Here is a 21,589-nt window from a genome sequence, read left to right as displayed (position 1 = left end):
CTAGCCCACCGGCATGCGCGTTTCGATGATCCGGGCGAACATGCTGGCGCCGATCGGCAGGATCTTGTCGTCGAGCACGAAGCCGGGATTGTGCACGGGCACCGAACCGTCATGGCCGACCCAGAAATAGGCGCCGGGAATGGTCTCCAGCATGTCGGCGAAATCCTCGCTGCCCATCTTCGGCTGGGCGCGCGTGATCACGTTGGAGGGGTCGACGATGGTGCGCGCAACGTCCTCGACCACCTTGGACTGCTCGACCTGGTTGACCAGCACGCCGAAGGTGTCGCGGATGTCGACGTCGATCACGCAACTATAGGCGCTTGCGATGCCGGCGCAGATCGTGCGGATGCGTTCGCTGATCAGGGTGCGAACTTCCTTCGAGAAGGTGCGGATGGTGCCGCAAAGATGCGCGTCGCCGGGAATGACGTTATAGGCGGAGCCCGCGTGGATCTGGGTGATCGACACCACCGCGGCCTGCAGCGGCTCGACGTTGCGGCTGACGATGGTCTGGATCGCCTGCGCCAGCGTGGTTGCGATGATCACCGCGTCCTTGGAGCGCTCAGGCATCGCGCCATGCGCGCCGTAGCCGGTAATGCGCAGGTCGAAGAAATCGGCGCTGGCCATCGCCGGGCCCGGCAGGATCGCGATCTCGCCGTGGTTGAGGTCGGGCGCGTTGTGCAGGCCATAGAGCTCGTCGCACGGAAACTTCTCGAACAGACCGTCCTTGATCATCGCGCGGGCGCCGCCGAGGCCTTCCTCGGCCGGCTGGAAGATCAGATGGACGGTGCCGTCGAAGTTTCTGGTCTCGGCGAGATAGCGCGCGGTGCCGAGCAGCATCGTGGTGTGGCCGTCATGGCCGCAGCCGTGGAAGCGGCCGGGGATTTTCGAGCTCCACTTCAGATTGGTATTCTCTTCCATCGGCAGCGCGTCCATGTCGGCACGCAGCCCGATGCGCTTGCTGCCCGAACCCTTGCCCTTGATGACGCCGATCACGCCGGTGCCGCCGAGACCGCGATGCACCTCGATGCCCCAGCTCTTCAGCTTGTCCGCGACGATGCCGGAGGTGCGCACTTCCTCGAAGCCGATCTCGGGATGGGCGTGGAGGTCGCGCCTGATAGCGGTGAGTTCGTCGGCATAGCCGTCGATGCGGTCGATGGTGGGCATGTGTTCTGTCCGGTTAGCGTGAGGAGGGTGTGAAAGCGGGGCCGTTCGGCTTGATGCGGATACCCGGCCGCAGGCGCGTCCAGGGCAGGGTGGCGGTGTCGGCCGGCATCGCGCCGGGCGCGGCGCAGATCATCAGCTTCTCCGCGATCGGCTCGAAATCGGCGCGGAAATGCACCGAGCTCTTGTTGACCAGAATCTTCTGTTCGGTCGGCTCGATGCCGACATAGCGGTACATCGCCTGGTCGGCGAGCTGCGCCTTGTGCGAGGAGACGACGACGCGGACGTCGCCGATGCGCAAGGCTGCGGAGGGGCCCATCTCCATCTCGCGGCCGCCATAGTAAGGGCCGGGTGCGATGAAGCGGCCGTCGGAGAGCTTCTCGACCACGAAGGTCTCGCGATAGGGCTCGTCGCCGGGGATGCCGGATTTGCCGCCGAGCGACAGCGTCACGGTGGCACCGACGCCGGCGTCATGCGCGGCCTTGGCCGAGACGGGATCGTAGATCGCGCCAGTCGCGGCGCTCGCTCTGTTGCGCACCAGCGCGCGCAGCATGCCTGTGGTGTCGGAATCGCCGCCGGCGCCGGGATTGTCCTGGGTGTCGGCAATGATGATCGGCTTGCTCGCGCTCTTCGAAAGTTCCATGGCGTGGCGCACGCCGTCGTCGGGCGACCAGATCTTGCCGTCGAAATCGTCCTCGTGGCTTTCGATCAGCTTCACGATCGCATCGGCCGCGCGATCAGCGTCCGCTTGCGTCCTGCCATAGGCGAACACGCTGGGGCCGCAATCGCGGAAATCGGCGGCGGGAAAGCCCGGCGCGAAAGACAGCGTCGGAACCGCATCGCCCTCCAGCGCGGCGAGCTGTTCGTAGATGCCTTTGGTCGGCTGGTCGTTGGTGCATTGCCAGCTGATCGGGATCAGGAACGGCAATTGCCGGAACGCCTTTGCGAAGCGCTGCTGGGACTTCAGCAGCAGTGCGAGATGCCTTGCAGAGGCGCGGCCGGTTTCAGCCATGTCGACATGCGGATAGGTGCGGTAGGCGATCAGCGCGTCCGCATGTTCCATCATCTCGGGCGTGACGTTGGCGTGCAAATCGAGGCTGGTGACCAGCGGAACGTCCTTGCCGATGACGCGGCGCACGCGCGCCAGGATCTCGCCTTCGCCGTCGTCGAGATGCTCGGTCACCATGGCGCCGTGCAGGTCGAGATAGACCGCATCGAGCGGGCCGGCGGCTGCGATGCCGTCGACCATCACCTTCACGATACGCTCGAAGGCGTCCCTGGTGACATGCGCGGAGGGGCTCGCACCGCAGGCGATCGTCGGAACGAGTTCCCAGCCATTGGCCTCTGCGCTGTCGGCGAAGCCGGCAAGGCCGACATTGATGCGCCGCATCACCTTGAGAACGTCGGCGCCTTCAGTCATCGCCGGCCAGCCGCCGCCATGCTGGAAGTCGGCGAAGGTCGCCTTGGTTGGGGCGAAGGTGTTGGTCTCGTGCAGGAAGCCGCCGACGGCGATGCGTGTCATTAATTCTGGTCCAGCGTTGGAAAGGTGCGCGACGTTAGCCTTGGCCCAGAGGCGAGGGCAAGGCAGGAAGCAATCGCGCCGCGCATGGCCTCAAGCTGTTTTGGGAATGCTGCTCCGCCGTCATTCCGGGGCGCGCCCGCTTGGGCGCGAGCCCGGAATCCATCCGACGACAGACTCTGAGGCGCGATGGATTCTCAGGTGCGCAATTGCGCACCGTAGCTCATCGCTTCGCGATGCCCCGGAATGGCAGCGGCGAGTGTCGCTATGCCGTGGCCGCCACGCCCTCCGACACCGGCCGGAAGTTCGCAAAATCCCAGTCGCGCCCCGGCGCCGCGTCCAGCAGCGCCCTGGTGTAGGCCTCCTTCGGATGCGTCAGCACTTCGGCGGCCGGGCCCTGCTCGACGACGCGGCCGTGCTGCATCACCACGACCTCGTCGCAGATCTGTGCTGCGACACGCAAATCGTGGGTGATGAACAGGATGGCGATGCCGAGCCGCTTCTGGATCTCGTCGAAGAGTTCCAGCACCTGTGCCTGCACGGAGACGTCGAGCGCCGAGACGGCCTCGTCCGCGACCAGCACGTCCGGATCGAGCGCGAGCGCGCGGGCGATGGCGATACGCTGGCGCTGTCCGCCCGAGAACTGGTGCGGATAGCGCGACACCGCATCGGCGGGCAGGCCGACCAGCTCGAGCAATTCGCGGGCGCGCTTCATCGCATCGGGATGCGCCACGCCGTAATTGATCGGGCCTTCGGCAATGCTCTCGCCGACGGTGACGCGCGGGTTGAGCGAGCGGTAAGGATCCTGGAACACGATCTGGATCTTCTGCCGGTGCGGCTGCAGCAGGCGACGCGAGATGTCGGCGATCTCGCGGCCGGCAAGGCGCACGCCGCCGGAGGTCGGATCGATCAGGCGGACGATGCAGCGCGCCACCGTCGACTTGCCGGAGCCGCTCTCGCCGACGATGCCGAGCGTGCGGCCCTTGCGCAGCGTCAGCGTCACCTTGTCGGCGGCGACGACCTCGCGTCCCTTGCCGAAGAACGCGCGCTCCTTGTAGACCTTGCTGAGCTCGTTGGCCTCGAGCACCACGGGCTCCTTGGTCTCGGGCCGCGCCGCGCGCGGCACCAGGCTCGGTACCGCCGAGAGCAGGTTGCGGGTATATTCCATGGTCGGATTGCGTAGCACGGTCTCGAGCGGGCCGGTCTCGACCAGGCGGCCCTGCCGCATCACCGCGACGCGGTCGGCGATCTCGGCGACCACGCCCATGTCATGGGTGATGAACAGCACCGCGGTGCCGTGATCGCGCTGGAGCTCTCTGATCAGGGACAAGATCTGCTTCTGCGTGGTGACGTCGAGCGCGGTGGTCGGCTCGTCGGCGATCAGCAGCTTCGGCTCCAGCACCAGTGCCATCGCGATCATGATGCGCTGGCGCTGGCCGCCGGAAAGGCGGTGCGGATAGGAGGCGAAGATGCGCTCGACCTGGGGCAGGTGGACCTGCTCCATCATGTCGAGAATGCGCTTCTTGCGCGCCCTGGCATCGAGCTTGGTGTGCGCGCGCAGCACCTCGTCGATCTGGCGGCCGACCGGCACCACCGGATTGAGCGCGGTCATCGGCTCCTGGAAGATCATCGCCATCTGCGTTGCACGCAGTTGCCGCAGGCGGCGGTCTGTCGCGGTCAGGATCTCCTCGCCGACCAGCTTGACGCTGCCGCCGGTCGGAACCAGCGTGCCCTTCGGCAGCAGGCCCATCGTGGTGAGCGAGGTCACCGACTTGCCCGAGCCGCTTTCGCCGACGAGGCACAGCGTCTCGCGCTCGCGGACCTGGATCGAGATGCCGTCGATGATCTTTGGTCCGCCCGGCTTCTTGCCGACGGACACGACGAGGTTGTTGATGTCGAGGACGGTGTTGGTCATCACTTGATCGGTCATCACTTGCCTTCCCGCTGCTTCATGCGCGGATCGAGCGCGTCGCGGGCGGCGTCGCCGATCAAATTGATGCTGAGGATGGCGATCGAGAGCAAAAGGCCCGGCCAGAAGATCAGCGACGGCTTGATCTGGAAGTACTGGCGGCCCTCGGCCATGATGTTGCCCCAGGTCGGCGTCTCCGGCGAGATGCCGGCGCCGAGGAAGGAGAGGATGGCCTCGGTGAGGATGGCGCTCGCGCAGATATAGGTGCCCTGGACGATCAGCGGGGCGACCGTGTTCGGCATCAGATGCCGCCACATGATCTTCGGCAAGGACGAGCCGACCGAGATCGCCGCCTCGACATAAGGCTCCTCACGCGCCGACAGCACGACCGAGCGGACCAGGCGCGCCACGCGCGGAATCTCCGGGATGGTGATCGCGATCAGCACGGTCCAGAGGCTGGCACCGGACAGCGACACCACGGCGATCGCGAGCAGGATGCTCGGCATCGCCATCAGGCCGTCCATGACCCGCATCAGCACGGCATCGACCAGCTTGAAGAAGCCGGAGACGAGACCGATCGCGAGCCCGATGACGATCGACAGGATCGCCGAACCGATGCCGATCAGCAGCGAGATACGGCCGCCATAGAGGACGCGCGACGCCAGGTCACGGCCATAGGCGTCGGTGCCGAGCAGGAATTGCGCGGACGACGGCTTGAGCCGCTGCGACGGCGCGAGCTGGATCGGATCATGCGGCGCGATCAGCGGCGCGAGGATCGAGATCAGGATGATCAGCGCGAGCAGGACCGTTGCGGTGGCGATGATGGGCGTCGAGGTGAGGAAGCCGAAACGCGGCCTCAGCGGCGACGTGATCGGAATAGAGGACTGGGGAAGGGTATCGACCGACATTATGTTCTTGTCCTTGCCTCAGTACCGGATCCGGGGATCGAGCAGGGTGTAGGCGACGTCGATGAGAAGATTGACGACGACATAGATCAGCGACGTCAGCAGGATCATCGCCTGGATCACGGGATAATCGCGCGCCAGCACCGCATCCACGGTGAGGCGGCCGATGCCGGGGATGTTGAACACGCTCTCGGTGACGACGACGCCCGAAATCAGAAGCGCAAAGCCGGTGCCGATCACGGTGATGACGGGCACGGCGGCGTTGCGCAGCGCGTGGCGCATCATCACGGCGACCTCGTTGATGCCCTTGGCGCGCGCGGTGCGGACATAGTCCTCGCCCAGCACGTCGAGCATCGCCGCGCGCGTCATGCGTGCGATCAGCGCGATGTAGATGAAGGAGAGCGCGCAGGTCGGCAGGATCATGCGCTCGAAGAACGGCCCGAAGCCGGCGCTGATGCTCTTGAAGCCCTGCACCGGAACCCAGCGCAGCTCGATCGCGAAGACCTGGATCAGGATGTAGCCGACCACGAACACCGGCACCGAGAAGCCCAGCACCGACAGCCCCATCACGAAGCGGTCGATCCATGTGCCGTGCTTCCACGCCGCGATCACCCCCAAGGGAACAGCGACGATGACCGCGAGAACGATGGTCGACAGCGCGATCGAGATCGACGGCTCGACGCGCTGGCCGATCATCTTCATGACGGGCAGATTGGAGATCAGCGAAGTCCCGAGATCGCCGTGCAGCAGCTTGTTCACCCAGGTGATGAACTGCACGATCAAGGGCTCGTTGAGGCCGAGCGAGGTGCGGATGCGCTCGAGCCGTTCCGGCGTCGCGTTGTCGCCGGCGAGGATCGCGGCGGGATCGCCGGGGGTGAGGCGGAGCAGGAGGAAGACGAACAGCGCGACGACGCCCATCACGGGCACTGCGGCGAAGATTCGGCGAAGGAGATATCCGAGCAAGTTGGATCCGTCAGATTAGAGTTAATCGGCGGCAGCGGTCATAGCCTGTTCTGCCACCAGCCTAACATTTCAGCAATTCCCGTGCCATCAGGGCCACAGGTTTTGCAGTGCGGCCAGTATTTTGGGGCACCTCTTCGTGCGCGGCCAAGCAGAGCGTGCCCGCCGGACGAAATATGGCGTGCCGGGCGCACAGGCGTTTTGCGCGCCCGCCCAGTCTGATCAGTCTAGCGTCGCCAGCAGCCCCGCCATCAAGCGGCCGCGTTCGACCAGGCTCTCGACCTCGATATACTCCTCTAGCGTGTGGCCATTGCCACCACGCACGCCCAGGCCGTCGAGCGTCGGGATGCCCATCGCACCGGTGAAGTTGCCGTCGGAGCCGCCGCCGGAACTCGCATGCGGCAGTTCGGCGCCGAGCGACTTGGCGATGCCGCGCGCCTTCTCATACAGCGCCATGGTGCCGGCATCCGGCTCCCACACCGGCCGCGTCACGCCGCGCGTGACCTTGAAGGCGACGTCGTTGGCCGTGCCCGACAGCGCCAGCATCCGCTCGACCCCGCGGTCGAGATCTGCCTGCCGCTTGGCCATCGAGAGCGCTTCGCCGGTGGCGGTCGTGGCGACGCAATTGACCCATTGCCCGCCATGCACGACGCCGACCGAGAAGGTGCAGTCCTCCGTCGTCATGGCGTCGATGGCGAGGATCTGCCGCGCCATCTCGCGGATCGCCGAGCGTCCCGCCGACAGCGTCGCGCCGGCATGGCTCGGCCGGCCGGTCGCCTCGAGATTGAAGCGTGCGATGGCGTAACGTCCGGTGGTGACGCCGTTGTCGGCGCGGCCGGGCTCGGGCACCAGCACATATTTGTTGCGCGCGGCTTCCGCCTCGATGATGTCGCGCGTCGAGGGTGTGCCGACTTCCTCGTCCGGCGTGAACAGCACGGTGATCGGCAGCGGCGTGGTGAAGGATGCGCGCGCCAGCTCCCGGATCGCTTCCAGCGAGAGGTAGTTGCCGCCCTTCATGTCGTAGATGCCGGGGCCGTAGCACCTGTTGCCCTCGCGCCGCCATTTCAGCTTCTCGATGGTGCCGACCGGGTGGACGGTATCCATGTGGCCGGCGATCAGGATGCCGGGCTCGCCTTGCCTTGGATGCGGAAAGCGCGCGCGGATCACGCCGCCGAAGCCCTGCCGGCCGGCGATGCGCTCGATCGTCGCACCCATGATCGCCATATCCCGCGCTGCGATATCGAGCATGCGGTTTACGGCACCAGCGTCCCAGGTCGGGCTTTCGCATTCGACCCAGCCGCGCAGACCCTGGAGCATCGCCTCGGAATCGAAAGGAAGATTGGCTGGATTCATCTCAATGTCTCTCAAGCTTCGAAAGATGGAACGCGCATTGCATCGCCGCGAGGCGAGACGAGTGGAGAGTGTTGTAGAGCCAAACCGATCCTTGTGGAGCCCGTGCCTGCGCCGCCAGGGCCTGCAGCGAAACCGGATTGACGCGCTCGGCACTGTCTGCAAGTCTCGAAAGATAAAGGCATTGCATGAGGTTAGTTCGCCCAAGGAACGAGCCGCATGCTTAACCAATAACCTGCCTTTGAACAGTTTCACGTCAGGAGAAACTTTTTATGTTCCACTTCATGCGCCGGGGGCCTCGCGCGTTTGCCTCCAAACTTGCGCTGTCCGTCGTCGCGCTTTCGACGGCGCTTGCCTCGCCAGTGCTTGCAGCCGGCAAGACCATTACGGCGGTGATGCATTCGGATCTGCGCATCATCGATCCGATCTTCACCACGGCCTACATCACGCGTGACCATGGCTACATGGTCTACGACACGCTGGTGGCCCCCGATTCGAGCTTCAAGATCCAGCCGCAGATGGCGGACTGGAAGATCTCCGACGACAAGCTCACCTACACCTTCACGCTGCGCGACGGCCTGAAGTGGCATGACGGCGCACCGGTAACGGCGGAAGATTGCGTCGCTTCGCTGAAGCGCTGGGGCGCGGTCGACGGCATGGGCCAGAAGCTCCTGGACTTCACCGCGAGCATCGAGGCGACCGACGCCAAGACCATCACGCTGAAGCTGAAGGAGCCCTACGGCCTCGTGCTCGATTCCATCGGCAAGCCGTCCTCGCGCGTCGCCTTCATGATGCCGAAGCGCCTCGCCGAGACGCCGCCGGACAAGCAGATCCCCGAGCAGATCGGCTCGGGCCCGTTCAAGTTCGTGGCGTCGGAATTCCAGCCCGGCGTGAAGGCGGTCTACGTCAAGAACACCGACTATTTGCCGCGCAAGGAGCCGGCGAGCTGGACCTCCGGCGGCAAGGTGGCGAAGGTCGACCGCGTCGAATGGATCACCATGCCGGATTCGCAGACCGCAGTGAACGCGCTGCAGTCGGGCGACATCGACTTCATGGAGAACCTGCCCTACGACATGTTGCCGGTGCTGGAGGCGAACAAGGAGATCACCATCGAGGTCTCGAACAAGTTCGGCTTTCAGACGCTCGGCCGGATGAACTTCCTCTATCCGCCGTTCGACAACGTGAAGGTGCGACGTGCCGCTCTTCTGGCGATGAACCAGAAGGACGTTCTCGACGCGCTGGTCGGCAACGCCAAATACCAGAAGATCTGCGGCGCGTTCTTCGTGTGCGACACGCCGTTCGCGACCGATGTCGGCGCCGAAACCCTGATCAAGGGCAACGGCATGGCGGAAGCCAAGAAGGCGCTCGCCGAGTCCGGCTACGACGGCACCCCGGTCGTGGTCATGGCGCCCGGCGATGTCACCACGCTCAAGGCGCAGCCGATCGTTGCGGCTCAGCTGCTGCGCGAAGCCGGCTTCAAGGTCGACCTGCAAGCGACCGATTGGCAGACGGTGGTGAGCCGCCGTGCCAGCCAGAAGCCGCCGAAGGAGGGTGGCTGGAACATGTTCTTCACCAACTGGGTCGCGGCCGACGTCTCCAACCCGATCGCCAATCTCTCGATCGGCGGCCAGGGCAAGAAGGGCGGCTGGTTCGGCTGGGCGGAAGACCCCAAGATCGAGCAGCTCAAGGACGCCTTCGTCCGCGCGCCCTCGATCGACGAGCAGAAGAAGATCGCCGCCGACATTCAGAAGGAAGCCTATGAGCAGGTGATCTACATCCCGCTCGGGCAGTATCTGCTGCCGAGCGGCTGGCGCAAATCGCTGACCGGCGTGCTCGACGGCCCGGCGACCCCGCTGTTCTGGAACGTCGACAAGTCGGAGTAAGGGGAGGCGGATTCACGCAGCCCTTCGCTGTCTTCACCACGCGGCGCCGCTGTCATCAGCGGCGCCGCTGCCATTTGTCAGCCTCACGTCAGCTTGAAACGGTGGGGCTTTTAACCTTTCCAGTTTCCAATCATTGCTATTTGTTTCAATCCTGAAATAGATGTGCCGTCCTTACGCATCACTTTCCCTTCCTCAGTTTGATTCCCGTGCCGATCGATTTTGCATTCCAGGCGACGGCCGAACGGTCCGATCGCGCGCCGGCGCGTTGGCGGCGGCCTTTCCTGCATTGGCTCGACGGCGTCGAGGCGGGATGGGCCGTGCCGCTTCTCATTGGCTGCTTCGTCGCGGTCTGGACGCTCTATCTGGTGATCGCCTATGCCGGCGGCGGCCTGCACCCCGATACGCTCGAGGCCTGGACGCTGGGGCAGCATTTCGCCTGGGGCTATCACAAGCATCCGCCCTTGACCGGCTGGATTGCCGCTAGCTGGACCTCTGTCTTCCCGCTCAGCGACTGGTCGTTGCAGTTGATGGCGATGGTCAATGCCGGGCTTGCGCTGATCTTCGTCGACCGGATCGCGCGGCAATTCGTGACCGGGCATAAGCGTATCCTGGTGCTTTTGCTCCTGATGCTGACGCCGGTCTATCAATTCCACGCCCAGCGCTTCAACGCCAATTCGGTGCTGCTGGCGGTCTGGCCGCTGGCGACCTGGTGCTTCCTGCGCGCCTTCGAGACGCGCGCCCCGCTGTGGGCGGTCGCCATGGGATGCACGACGGCGCTGGCGATGGTCGGCAAATATTATTCGATCTTTCTCGTCACGAGCTTCGCGTTTGCCGCGCTGGCGCACCCGGCGCGGCGCGCTTATTTCACCTCCGCTTCGCCCTGGATCTCGGTCGTCGTCGGGCTTGCGGCGCTGTCACCCCACATCTATTGGCTCGCGACGACGGGCGCGTCGACTTTCACCTACGCGCTGGCGCACGCAGGCGGCAACGCTGCGACCTCACTCGGCGAGGCGAGAAACTTTCTGTTGGGGCTGGCGGCGGCGATGAGCATCTCGGCCGTGTTCTGGGTGCTCGTCGCTGGAACGCGCTTGAAGCAGTTTCCGGCGGACTTCGCGGCAATGAGCCCGGGCCTGCGGCTCTTGCTCTACGTCACGATGGGCACGATCGTGCTGCCGGTGGCGACGTCGCTCGTGATGGGCACCGATCTGCCGTCGCTGTGGGCGTTGCAGGGACTGTTCCTGTTCACCGTTCTCGTGGTCTGCGGCACAAGCTACCCGATCGAGCGCTTCTACACGGTCAACCTCACCGTGATCGTGGCCGGCGTCGCGCTCGCGGCCGTCCTGATCGCCGCGCCGATCCATGCCGTCTATCGCAACGATCACGGTTATGAGGAGGGCCGGAATCTCTACGCCCAGGCGGCCAGTGAATTGACGCGCGAGTGGCGCGAGCTGACTGGCGTGCCGCTGAGCGCCGTGAGTGGTGATGGTTCGCTGGTCTTTGCCACCGCGTTCTACAGCCCGGACCATCCGCGTAATGCGGGGCCCTTCGAGTACGATCAGACGTTGGGCTTGCCGCGCAAAACGCCGCTCGACCGGGGCTGGGCCGCGCTGTGTTTCCGCGACCAGGAGTCTTGCAATCGATGGATGGCGTGGGCGTCCTCGCAGACCGGACACTTCGTCAGGCGTGAGTTCACCGTGCGGGCCACCCTGTGGGGGCGGCCCGGTCTGACGCGAGAAGTGGTCGTTGTGATGGCGCGTCCCCGGGGAATGCGGATGATCCCCAAGAGCACTGCGGATGATTTCAGCGCCAGCCGGCGAGCGACCGAGTAGACGCCGCGCTCAGCAATGGCTGTCGCGCAGCTGCTCCAGCCCTTCGCTCGCAAAAGGCGTCGTCAACGCGGCCTGCCCGGGGCTTGACTGCGAACGTTCCGTCGTTTGTGGCTCGACGTCGCGGTGATCTTCGCGGTGTTCCAGTTCCATCGCAGCGGCCTTTCGAAATTGCTGCACGACAACATAGAGGCCGCCGGGAAGTTCCTTAACCGATCGGGCGATGATGCGGCTTGAACAGCCGGCCCTTTTCCACCACCAGCACGATCGCGAGCGCAGCAAGCGTCGACAGGAAGAAGCCGACCGAGAACGGCAGCAGCGTGCCGTCGAAGCTCTGTCCGATCGCCATGCCGACCACGATTCCGATCAGCGTCGTGATCGAGCCGTAGAGCGAGGAGGCGGTGCCCGCGATGTGGCCCTGCGGCTCCATCGCGAGCGCGGTGAAGTTGGCAACCATCATGCCGAACGAGAACATCATCAGGGCCGAGAGCACCATGAACAGGGCAAGCGGCAGGACGCCGAGCATTTCCGTCAGCAGCATCACGGCGGCGACGATGGTGTAGAGCGTCAGCGCGCCATGCGAGATCACGCGCATGCCGAGCCGCCCGACCAGCCTCGCATTGAGGAAGCCGGCGACGGCTGTGCCGGCTGCAATCGCGGCGAAGGCGAGCGGGAAATAATGGCCGAGGTGATAGACGCCGGTGAAGACCTGCTGGGCGCAGAAGACATAGGCAAACAGCGCGCCGATGACGCTGCCGGCGGCCGTGGCATAGCCGATGGTCTGGCGGTTGGTCAGGGTCTGCCGGAATGCCGAGAGCACGTCGGCGGGCGCCAGCGACCGGCGCTCGGACTCGGGAAGGGTTTCAGGCAGCCGCAGCACGCACCATGCGAGCGCGAGCAGGCCGTACAGCATCAGCACCACGAAGATGCCTCGCCACGCCGTCACCAGCAGCACCGCCTGTCCGAACGAGGGGGCGATCACGGGCACCGCGATGAACACCATCATGGCGAGCGACATCACGCTCGCCATGCGGCGGCCGACATAGCAATCGCGCACGATCGAGGTCGCGATCACGCGCGTCGCCGAGGTGCCGAGCCCCTGCAGCGCGCGCGCCAGCAGCAGCGTCTCGAACGAGGGCGCCGCGACCGCCAGCACGCTCGCCACCGCATAGACCGCCATGCCGCCGAGCAGCACCGGGCGGCGGCCAAAACGGTCCGACAGCGGGCCCATGACGAACTGACCGGCGCCGAAACCGATCAGGAAGGTCGACAGCACCAGCTGGAGATGGTTGGCGACGGGAATGTTGAAGGCTGCCCCGATATTGGGCAGTGCGGGCAGCATCATGTCCATCGCAAGCGGATTGAGCGCCATGATGGACGCGATCACGATGACGAATTCTGGAAATCCCATCGGGCGGTGTCCCGAGGACACCCAATCGTCGGCATTGACGTCAGACAAGAAGCTCACCTCTGAAATTGAGCGACTTTATCCATCGGCCATGCTGCGTTGCACAACCCATGTTTCGGGATGGCTGGCAGGCGGGGGAGGGGCGGACAAGAATTGGTGAGGGAGCCCCCGCGAGCCCCTGCTATGGCCCGGAAACCAGTGATTCACCATCCCTCCCTAAAGATCGGCGCCAGGCGAGGCAGGCCGGCCCGGCGGGATGAAACGGAAACGCCTCCTGTCCACTGTGGCGGCCGATCAATGAGGCGCCGCGCTGGCGCCGAGAGAACCAGGCCAGACAAGGTATCCGATTGTGTCTGATGTCACCGGTACAGCACGATGGTTGGAGCCCTCGGCCGACATGGCTTCGAGGCGAAACATCTGGCTTGCCTGCCTGATCGCACTGACCGCGTTTTTGGTGTTCGGCAATCTCGCCCACGACGCCGTGCTCGATGTGAGATATGGCTGGGACACCCGCGTCAATTGCGCGGCGGTGGATGCCTATGCCGGCGGACTCGATCCCTACTTCGTCAAGAACCTGAGGGGCACCAAGCTCTCTTATCCCTACCTGCCGGTGACGCTGGAGGCCTTCCGTCCCTTCTGCGCGGGCGGCATTCTGGTCGCTCATTACAAAACTATCTTTCCCGTCCTTGCCGTGCTCTGCGGCCTCCTCTTGCCCGGTCTCGGCCGAACGCGCCCGAGCGCTCGCGACGTTGGGCTCAGGGTGCTCTGCGCGCTCGGCGCATTCGTCGGTTTCGAATGGGTGCAGGCGTCCGGCAATTTCGCGATCCTGAGCGGCGTGCTGACCGCGATCGCGCTGAGGCTGCTGCTTTCTCTGCCCGCATCCGGTCCGTCGGAGGACCGCAGCTTTCCGTCGCGCCTGGCCGGCGCTGCGCTGCTCGGTCTCGTGATGTCGTTCAAGCTGGTGTTCTTTCCCGTGCTGGGCGCGCTCTATTTCCTGCCGCTGCCGCGCGGCCGCAAGCTGACGCTGATCGCGATGGCTGTGTTCAGCTTCGCCTTGCCGATCCTGATATCGCGGCTGGCATACCCCGATCTGTTCGCGAGCTGGCAGCTTGCGATGGCCGGAAAGATTCCGGACCAGCACCTCGTCGAGCTCTTCGAGAGCAATCCGTCCCTGCTGCTGCTGGCGCGGGATCTGATGGGCCATGTGGGCCTGATCGATAGCAAGCCGGCGATCTTCGCAACATACGCATTCGCCGCGACCGCATTGGTGCTCGTGCCGTTCGCCCTGTCCATCCTGCGCTTGATCGGGAGCCGGCCGGCGCACGAGGGAGGTTCGCTGCTCGCGCGACTGGATCGCTGGCTGATGGATCACCCCCACGTCGCGATGCGCATCACGGTGCTGGCCATGTTTGCGCTCTATCTCAGCTCGCCGCGCCTGAAGGAATATGCCTTCTTCGAGCTCGCGCTCTATGCCGCGATCCTGCTGGTCGATCTTCCGGCCACGGCACTCGCCGCCGCGCTCACCGTCGGTCTCCTGATGCCCTCATTGATCTCCGTTGCGGGGACTCCCCTCGAGGACAGTTTCATCCTGCTCTTCAGCGCGCTGATGTTCTTCTGGGTGCTGCTGCTCGACGCCCGTCATGCGAGCCGTGTGCCGGACACGGTCCAGCTATAGCCGTGGCGGTGGTAGAGCCTGACATCCCCGAATCCGCCATCCGACAGCAGCGCCTCCGCTTCGGCGCGCGTGTAGTATTTCGCGTAGGCGGGATTGAGCTGGTCGTAGATGGTCAAGCGGCGAACGCTGCGCGGAAACTTCGCCAGCACCGAACGCATGTAGGACCGCATCGGTAGCGGCAATATCCGGCACAGCCCGATATAGGCCGTCAGTGCCCATTCCAGACCATGCGACAGCACCACCAGCAGCCGGTGCGGCAGCAGCACGGTGAGCTTGCGCAGCGGGATCGCGAGCGACAGATAGGTCTCGTTGCCTTCGTAGCCGTAGAGCCAGACGATGCAGCGCCCGCCGGGGCGCAAGGCATCATAGGCCGCGCGAACCACCGGCGCCGGTTCGGGGATGTGATGCAGCACCCCCATCGAAACCACATAGTCGAGCCCGAGATCGGGCGGCAACCGGTCGCCGGGCGCCTGCAGATAGTCGACGCGCTCCGCGCGCGCCGCCGTGTTGTCCTTCAGGACCAGCATGGCATCGGACGGTTCGACCGCGACGACACGATCCGCCCCGGCATCGAGCAGCATGTTGACGATGCGCCCCGTGCCGCTCCCGATATCGGCGATCCGCTTGCCCTTGACCTCGTCGAGGGAAAGCAACGGACCGAACAGATCGGCGAGCAGGTCCGCCGAGCCGTAATAGCCGGGATTTTCGCGGAATGCGGTCCATTGCTCGCCGAAATCGTTGATCGTTTGGTCCTTCAGGTCCGGCATGCGCCTGCTCCCTAGGCTCGGCGCGGCGAGGGGGCCGCAAGCCCCGTCAACCAGATGCCCAGCGTCAGGATCGGCCACAGCGCGAACGCATTGTCGCTCCTGGCCTCGCGATGCGCATTCCATAGCAGCCGGATCGCCTCCGGTTTCAGGAAGGGCGCAAAAACGTCAGCCTCGCGGCCGAGCACCCGATCGCAGATCGGCCGCAGCCCACCGCGTCGCATCAGTTGCGCGATCGGCACGTTGAAGCCGCGCTTGCGCGACCATGCGGCCTCACCCGGCATGCCCAGGCGCTCGGCGAGCTTGCGCAGCACATATTTCGGCGCCCCCTTGGGCCAGGGATTGAGCAGCGAGACATCGAGACTGCCGGCGAGGTCCATGACCCGTCGGTCCAGGATCGGCACGCGCACTTCGAGACCATGCGCCATGCTCATGGCATCGACCTTGGTGAGGACGCTTTGCAGATGGAAGCGCTGGTCAGCGATCAGCGCCCGATCCAGCAAATTGTCATGCGGCTCCGAATAATATTCGGCGTATTCCGCGAACGGATCGGCCGATGCAAGATCGGCCATCGCGCGATCATAGATCCTCTCGGCGAGAAAGCGGGGAACGAGCCGCCGCCATTGCAGATGAGGGCTGTTGCCGGCTTCACCCAACCCGAGTGCAAAGCGGGCGAGTTGCGCCGCGGCCGGAAGCCGCTTCTCGTTGCCGCGCACCGACGCATAGGCGAGGCGCCCGGTCAGGCCGGCAAGGCCGCGCGGGACGAAATGGCGCGCGCGCTCCGCCATCATGGTCGCGGCATAGGTTTCATATCCCGCGAAGAATTCGTCGCCGCCGTCGCCGGACAGGACCACCGTGGAATGCCGGCGGACCGCGCCAGCCAGATGATAGAAGCCGAGCGCGCCCGTGTCGGCGCATTGGCCGTCGAAATGATAGACCACCGCCCGCAGCGCCGCCTCGGCATCCTCGCCCGCTTCCCCGTCGATGACGTTGAGCGAGAGGCCGGCGGCGGTGGCGATCTGCTGCGCCACCGCGGTTTCGTCATGGCTTTTCTCGGTGAAGCCGGCCGTGAACAGCGGCGGCTTCAAACCGAGCCGGCCGAGCGTGAGGCTGATCAGCGAACTGTCGATGCCGCCGCTCTGCAGCACGGCGAGCGGCACGTCGCTCACCATCTGGCTCTTCACCACGGTCTCGATCGTCGATTGCAGCCGGACAACGGCTTCATCGAGGTCGCGGATCACGGGCGCGCGCACCGGCCGCCAGAACCGTCGCTCGGTCCGCTCGCGGTCGGTGAATCCGATCATCGTGCCGGGCGGGAGCTGCTTGATGTCCTGGTACAGGCTCTGTCGCGTTCCTGGATGGCCTGCGGCGAGATAGGTATGCAGGGCCACCGGGTCGATCCGCGCGGCGACGTCTCCGCTCGCCGTAAGTCCCTTGATCTCGCTTGCGAACAGGACGCTGCTGCTGCTTTCGGAATAATAGAGCGGCTTGATCCCGATGCCGTCGCGCGCCAGGATCAGGCGGCGCTCCTGCCGATCCCACAGGCCGATCGCGAAAAAACCCTCGAGGCGTTCGAACATCGCCTCACCCCAGGCGAGATAGGCGTAAGGAAGGATCTCGGTGTCGCAGGTGCTGCGAAAGCGGACGCCGAATGATCGCTCGAGCTCGCTGCGCAATTCGTGATCGTTGTAGATCTCTCCGTTGTAGGTGACGACGATGCGCTCCGAGGCATCGAGCATCGGCTGGCGACCGGCATCGGAGAGATCGCGGATGGCGAGCCGGCGGTGGGCGAGGCCGACAGGGCCGTCCAGCCAGGTGCTCCCGCCGTCCGGCCCGCGGTGGACCAGTGCTGCCGACATCGCCGCAACCGCGCGGCCGTCGGCGGGCCGGCCGTCACGATGAAAGATGCCCGCTATGCCGCACATCGCGTTCCCTTGCCGCGGGAGGTCATGGTCGCTGATTCATGATCTGCTTCAGCAGCACCGCGAGCAGTCCCATGGCGACGACGAGAATGCTGAGCAGGATCGCGCCGACGCCGAGGACGAAGGCGCTGACGAGCTGCAGGATGATCCCGCCGATCAGTGAGACCAGCGCGAGCGCCATGCACATCATCGCCAGCAGAACGAAGATCTTCAGCGGATTGTAGTAGGTGCAGGCCTCCAGGACGTATTGCAGGGTCCGAATGGAGTCGCGGAACAGGTTCACCTTGGAGCGGCCGATGCGCTCCTTGTAATCGATGTCGATGTAGTCGACGAACTTCGCGTTCATCATGTAGGCGAGCGTCAGCGACGTCGTGAAGCTGAAGAGGTCGCTGACATGCTCGAAATAGGAGATCGCGACCTGCCTGCCGAACACGCGCAGGCCGGAATTGATGTCGGGGATCTCGCGGTTTGCGGTGAATTCGACGATCGCCTTGAGGATGGCGCGTAGCGGCGACTTCAGCCTCGACTCGCGGTAGTTGGGCCCGGTCCTGGCGCCGACGACCATGTCGAAACCCTGCTTGAAGCGCGCGACGAGGGCCGGGATCGCCTCCATCGGGTAGGAGCCATCCGCATCGCTGATGACGATCATGTCGTAGGATGCGGCGCGAATTCCGTCCTTCAGCGAGCGGCCATAGCCGATGTTGTGAGGATGCCTGAGCACCTTTGCACCCGCCTGTTCGGCGAGCTCGCCGGTGCCGTCGGCCGAACCGTCGTCGACGATGATGATCTCATACGGAGTGAGCTGAGCGCCGTCGAGAGCCGCCTTGGCTCGATCAATGGTTTCGACGATGCCGTTGCGCTCGTTGAGCGCGGGAATGACGACTGAAATCATAAGCGGCGTGCAATGCAGGTGACGGATTGCCCAAAGAAGCTTCGCGAGAGCGGATCGAGCGCCCGCGACAGCGGCACGGCATATTTGTCGAACAGGGCGATCTGCCCGTTGACGGCGGCATCGTTCAGCGACTGGTGTCGCTTCAGGCGATTGGCAAGCCACCCAAGCCCGCCGATCGGATTGAAGTAGTTCAGCCGAACCAGCTCGACCGGTTGATCGGCGAGCAGCTTGGCGAGGCGCGCCGTGGTGTAGCGGCGGCAGTGTCCCGCCAGGCGATCGAGATCGTTGTAGAGCAGCATCAGGGCGGGAACGCTGATCAGGAGATGGCCTCCGGGCTTGAGCACCTGCACCAGGTTGGCAACCGCCGTGGCGTCATCCTCGATATGTTCGAGCACGTTGATGGTGAAGACCGCATCGACGCCTTGGGGAAACAGGGAACTCAGCTGATCGCGGACCAGAATGTCGCAGACGGCGAACTTGCGATCGGGCATCGCCTTGGCGGCACGTTCGACGCTTTCGCGGTCGTGGTCCACGCCGCAATAATCGCCAAGCTCTCCGAGCACTCTGCTGTAGAGCCCATGCCCGAACCCGACCTCGACGATGTCACCTTTCAGGTAGGGGCGGAACTGGTCGATGACCCAGTTCATGTAGTTCTGCGCGTCGGCGATCGCGCTCGAATACGTATCGGCCCCGACTTTCAGGCCTTCCGTCGTGGACTGGGCGGGAAAGGAGGTTTGAGCCATGGAGCCTGCGCCTTGTTCTGGCCCGGGTTAGCAGCGAGCGCCGCATTTCTCAAGGACATGTGAGGCACAATCGCCTTAAAGTTGACGGCTCTTGCGACAGGAACGTGACGCGCTCCAACGAGCGCCCGATGCGCTGAAATCCCGCCTCGATCATCGATCGGATATCGTCGCCTGCTTTCGACGAAGCGGCTGCTCGGACTCGGAAGAGGGCGATCTTCAGATGCCGAAGCCGAGCAACAAAGCTCTCGGGCAGATCGAGACGTCACCGGACACGTTCGATCATCGTTTGGCTGAAGCGGGCGGCCGGCCGCGTTGACCAGTGGCCCGGCGCGCGTCGCGGCTTGCAAGCCTGTTTTCCGGAGGCGGCGGCCGCGCGGGAGCATCAAATCTCGTGGTGCGGGCAGCCGGGGTCGAACCGGCACAGCGCTTGCGCACCGAGGGATTTTAAGTCCCTTGCGTCTACCAATTCCGCCATGCCCGCTTGATCCAACGAGATCAAACACTTAAGTCCATCCCCGGGCGTCTGGAATTGGTGACTTTGCGTTAGCCGGGGACGTTCTTCCTTAAGCGAGCCGGGCGCACAAGGCAAAGCCTCAATCCGGACATCTGTTGTTGCTTTAGGCATTCTCAATCCACGGGGACTATTCATCCGGCATGGCTGCTTCGTTTTCCACTTCGCCGCGCGGCTTCGGCGCGCTCCTCGCGCTGCTTGCGACCGGCGCCGCGCTGTCCGGCTGCGCCGGCATGAGCGAGACGGTCGCGCCGGCCTTTGCCGATCCCGCCAAATACGAATTGTACGACTGCAAGCAGCTGGAGGCTGAGCGCAAGTCGCTCGCCAAACGCACTGACGATTTGCGGGGGCTGATGGAGAAGGCCGAGACCGGGACCGGTGGCGCCGTGGTGTCCGAGCTCGCCTATCGCAACGACTATGTTGCCGTACGCGGGTCGGCGCAAATGGCCGAGGACGCCTGGCGCCGCAACAAGTGCCGGGAAACGCCGCCGGAGGCGACCCCGCCTGCCACGCAATTGTCGCCTGCGGCGACTGCCAAGCCCGCTTCGAAATCCGGGAAAACGGCCCGCTGAGGCGCGGCGCCGGCGGCGCTTCGCATCAGGGCCGCCAGCCGTAGATCCAGTCCTGCCGCGCCAGCATGCGGTCCGGGCCGAGCGCGCGGATCGCAAGATCGCGTGCGGCCGCAAGCGGTCCGCTGAGATGATAGATGCGGCCCTGCTGCCGCGCGGTCCGCTGCACCCGCCGCACCCGCGCCTGACGGGCACGGCCGTACTGCGTCAGCGCCGCACTGACGCCCGCCGTGCTCTCGGCGGCCTCAGGGCTCAGGTGCCGGGCGAGCACCGCGGCATCCTCGATCGCCATGCCGGCGCCCTGGGCTGCAAAAGGCAGCATCGCATGCACGGCGTCGCCGAGCAGCGCCACCGGACCTTTGCTCCAGGGGCAGCCGTCGGGCACGCCGAACAGCGCCCATTTCCGCCAGCTGTCGACCGTGGCGAGCATCATGCGCGCCGAGGCGGGCCAGCGTGGGCCGGCAAAGGCGTCCATCACCTCGAGGGGATCGCCGGGCGTGCTCCAGCCCGGCCTGTTCCAGGTGCCCGGCAGCACCGCCACCACGTTGATCTGGCGTCCGCCCGCGATCGGATAGGCGACGAGATGGGCATTCGGCCCCATCCACAGCTGCACCCGGCGCGCGGTGTAATCCTTCGGCAGCTGCGTGGCATCCAGCGTGCCGCGCCAGGCGATCAGCCCGGAGAAGCGCGGCTGCACCTCGGGAAACAGATGCTGGCGGACCGTCGACCAGATCCCGTCGGCGCCGATCAGCGCGCTGGCGAGATCGCTGCGGCGGATCGTGCCGCTGCGATGGACGACCGTGAGCCCCTTGGCATGCGGCGCGACGTCTTCGAAGGTCGCGCCCAGCTTCAGGTCGATATCGGGATGATCGGCAACAGCACCGGCCAGCGCGGATTGCAGGTCGGCGCGGTGCACCACCCAATAGGGGGCGCCGGCCCGCAGCGAAGCTGCTTCACCGAGCGGCATGCGCAGCAGCTCGCCGCCGGCCCGCGCGCTCATGATCGAGACCGCCTCCGGCGTGACGGCGCGCAGCTTGAGGCGCTCGGCAAGGCCAAGCTCGACCAGCACGCGGCTGGCATTGGGAGAGAGTTGCAGGCCGGCGCCGACTTCCTCGAGCCGCTCGGCCTTTTCCAGCACGACGATGCGGAAGCCGCGGGCCGCCAGCGCCAGCGCGGCCGTCAGTCCACCGATGCCGGCACCGGCGATGACAATCGTGCGGGAGAGCGCCACCCCTGACCGATGGAAGCGGTCAGGCCACCTTGTCCTTCAGGACGCATTCCGGCGGGCGGGCTTCGCCCGCCTTCAGGTCGGCCGCGAAGCGGTACAGCGTCGAGCAGTAGGGGCAGATGATCTCGTTGTCGTTGCCGAGGTCGAGGAAGACGTGCGGATGGTCGAACGGAGGGTTGGCGCCCACGCACATGAACTCTTGCGAGCCGATCTCGATGACGGGGACACCGGCATCGTTATGGAAGTGCGGGACGACATGGTCGGACATCGTAACTCATCCTGGAGTGGCAATGGCGGCAGACACAATCAAGAACTGACGCGGCATCTTTAAGGCGCCGCGGACCATACTGGCGGGTGCAGGTGA

18 protein-coding genes and 1 tRNA gene are annotated in these 21,589 nt (G+C 65.2%); 4 read left to right on the top strand and 15 right to left on the bottom strand.

Annotated elements, in window-relative coordinates:
- From AABA86_RS08295 to AABA86_RS08270, 6 genes are all read right to left on the bottom strand, one after another.
- The gene (locus AABA86_RS08295; RefSeq protein WP_338306416.1) at positions 1–1,164 is read right to left on the bottom strand and encodes a M20 aminoacylase family protein; all 1,164 of its coding nucleotides are present in this window, start codon (positions 1,162–1,164) and stop codon (positions 1–3) included.
- 13 nt (positions 1,165–1,177) lie between these two features.
- Positions 1,178–2,683 carry a M81 family metallopeptidase gene (locus AABA86_RS08290; protein WP_338306415.1) on the bottom strand — a complete coding sequence of 502 codons (1,506 nt, stop codon included), beginning with the start codon at positions 2,681–2,683 and terminating at the stop codon, positions 1,178–1,180.
- A 262-nt stretch (positions 2,684–2,945) separates the two neighbouring features.
- Positions 2,946–4,595 (bottom strand): ABC transporter ATP-binding protein, encoded by a 1,650-nt coding sequence (locus tag AABA86_RS08285; protein WP_212251814.1) that lies wholly within the window; start codon positions 4,593–4,595, stop codon positions 2,946–2,948.
- A 14-nt stretch (positions 4,596–4,609) separates the two neighbouring features.
- A complete protein-coding gene (locus AABA86_RS08280; protein ID WP_212251580.1) occupies positions 4,610–5,497 on the bottom strand; it encodes an ABC transporter permease in 888 nt (295 codons plus the stop codon).
- An 18-nt stretch (positions 5,498–5,515) separates the two neighbouring features.
- Positions 5,516–6,457 carry an ABC transporter permease gene (locus AABA86_RS08275; RefSeq protein ID WP_212251578.1) on the bottom strand — a complete coding sequence of 314 codons (942 nt, stop codon included), beginning with the start codon at positions 6,455–6,457 and terminating at the stop codon, positions 5,516–5,518.
- 219 nt (positions 6,458–6,676) lie between these two features.
- Positions 6,677–7,807, bottom strand: coding sequence for a M20/M25/M40 family metallo-hydrolase (locus AABA86_RS08270; protein WP_338306414.1), 1,131 nt, complete (start codon positions 7,805–7,807; stop codon positions 6,677–6,679).
- A 269-nt stretch (positions 7,808–8,076) separates the two neighbouring features.
- Between AABA86_RS08270 and AABA86_RS08265 the strand changes: the two genes are divergently transcribed.
- Complete coding sequence (locus AABA86_RS08265; RefSeq protein ID WP_338306413.1) at positions 8,077–9,687, top strand: ABC transporter substrate-binding protein; 1,611 nt, start codon at positions 8,077–8,079, stop codon at positions 9,685–9,687.
- Between the two features lie 197 nt (positions 9,688–9,884).
- Positions 9,885–11,516, top strand: a complete 1,632-nt coding sequence (locus AABA86_RS08260) for a glycosyltransferase family 39 protein (protein WP_445083451.1) — start codon at positions 9,885–9,887, stop codon at positions 11,514–11,516.
- A 9-nt stretch (positions 11,517–11,525) separates the two neighbouring features.
- Here the strand turns inward: AABA86_RS08260 and AABA86_RS08255 are convergent, their stop codons facing one another.
- Both AABA86_RS08255 and AABA86_RS08250 read right to left on the bottom strand, forming a co-directional pair.
- Positions 11,526–11,666, bottom strand: a complete 141-nt coding sequence (locus AABA86_RS08255) for a hypothetical protein (RefSeq protein ID WP_212251570.1) — start codon at positions 11,664–11,666, stop codon at positions 11,526–11,528.
- Positions 11,667–11,721: 55 nt separating this feature from the next.
- On the bottom strand, positions 11,722–12,972 hold the full coding sequence (locus tag AABA86_RS08250) for a multidrug effflux MFS transporter (RefSeq protein WP_338306411.1): 1,251 nt from the start codon (positions 12,970–12,972) through the stop codon (positions 11,722–11,724).
- Between the two features lie 346 nt (positions 12,973–13,318).
- Between AABA86_RS08250 and AABA86_RS08245 the strand changes: the two genes are divergently transcribed.
- Positions 13,319–14,596, top strand: a complete 1,278-nt coding sequence (locus AABA86_RS08245) for a hypothetical protein (RefSeq protein ID WP_338306410.1) — start codon at positions 13,319–13,321, stop codon at positions 14,594–14,596.
- Here the strand turns inward: AABA86_RS08245 and AABA86_RS08240 are convergent.
- From AABA86_RS08240 to AABA86_RS08220, 5 genes are all read right to left on the bottom strand, one after another.
- Positions 14,560–15,363: a class I SAM-dependent methyltransferase gene (locus tag AABA86_RS08240; RefSeq protein WP_338306409.1), complete on the bottom strand. Its 804-nt coding sequence runs from the start codon at positions 15,361–15,363 to the stop codon at positions 14,560–14,562. The two genes, AABA86_RS08245 and AABA86_RS08240, sit on opposite strands and share 37 nt — an antisense overlap.
- Positions 15,364–15,374: 11 nt before the next feature.
- Positions 15,375–17,285 carry an asparagine synthase (glutamine-hydrolyzing) gene (gene asnB / locus AABA86_RS08235; RefSeq protein ID WP_212251562.1) on the bottom strand — a complete coding sequence of 637 codons (1,911 nt, stop codon included), beginning with the start codon at positions 17,283–17,285 and terminating at the stop codon, positions 15,375–15,377.
- 22 nt (positions 17,286–17,307) lie between these two features.
- On the bottom strand, positions 17,308–18,174 hold the full coding sequence (locus AABA86_RS08230; protein ID WP_212251560.1) for a glycosyltransferase family 2 protein: 867 nt from the start codon (positions 18,172–18,174) through the stop codon (positions 17,308–17,310).
- Positions 18,171–18,917: a class I SAM-dependent methyltransferase gene (locus tag AABA86_RS08225; protein ID WP_212251558.1), complete on the bottom strand. Its 747-nt coding sequence runs from the start codon at positions 18,915–18,917 to the stop codon at positions 18,171–18,173. The genes AABA86_RS08230 and AABA86_RS08225 overlap by 4 nt, the downstream gene beginning before the upstream one ends.
- Before the next feature lie 392 nt (positions 18,918–19,309).
- A tRNA-Leu gene (locus AABA86_RS08220) sits at positions 19,310–19,398 on the bottom strand.
- Between the two features lie 173 nt (positions 19,399–19,571).
- On the opposite strand from AABA86_RS08220, the gene AABA86_RS08215 reads away from it, so the two are divergent.
- The gene (locus AABA86_RS08215; protein ID WP_212251556.1) at positions 19,572–20,000 is read left to right on the top strand and encodes a twin-arginine translocation pathway signal; all 429 of its coding nucleotides are present in this window, start codon (positions 19,572–19,574) and stop codon (positions 19,998–20,000) included.
- Positions 20,001–20,025: 25 nt separating this feature from the next.
- Here the strand turns inward: AABA86_RS08215 and AABA86_RS08210 are convergent, their stop codons facing one another.
- Both AABA86_RS08210 and AABA86_RS08205 read right to left on the bottom strand, forming a co-directional pair.
- A complete protein-coding gene (locus AABA86_RS08210) occupies positions 20,026–21,228 on the bottom strand; it encodes an FAD-dependent monooxygenase (RefSeq protein WP_338306408.1) in 1,203 nt (400 codons plus the stop codon).
- Between the two features lie 19 nt (positions 21,229–21,247).
- Positions 21,248–21,493: a zinc-finger domain-containing protein gene (locus tag AABA86_RS08205; RefSeq protein WP_007602543.1), complete on the bottom strand. Its 246-nt coding sequence runs from the start codon at positions 21,491–21,493 to the stop codon at positions 21,248–21,250.
- Between the last annotated feature and the right edge of the window lie 96 nt (positions 21,494–21,589).

Source organism: Bradyrhizobium sp. TM233, assembly GCF_036247965.1.
GTDB classification, from domain to species: Bacteria; Pseudomonadota; Alphaproteobacteria; order Rhizobiales; family Xanthobacteraceae; genus Bradyrhizobium; species Bradyrhizobium ottawaense.
This window is presented reverse-complemented; position numbering and strand designations above follow the sequence as displayed.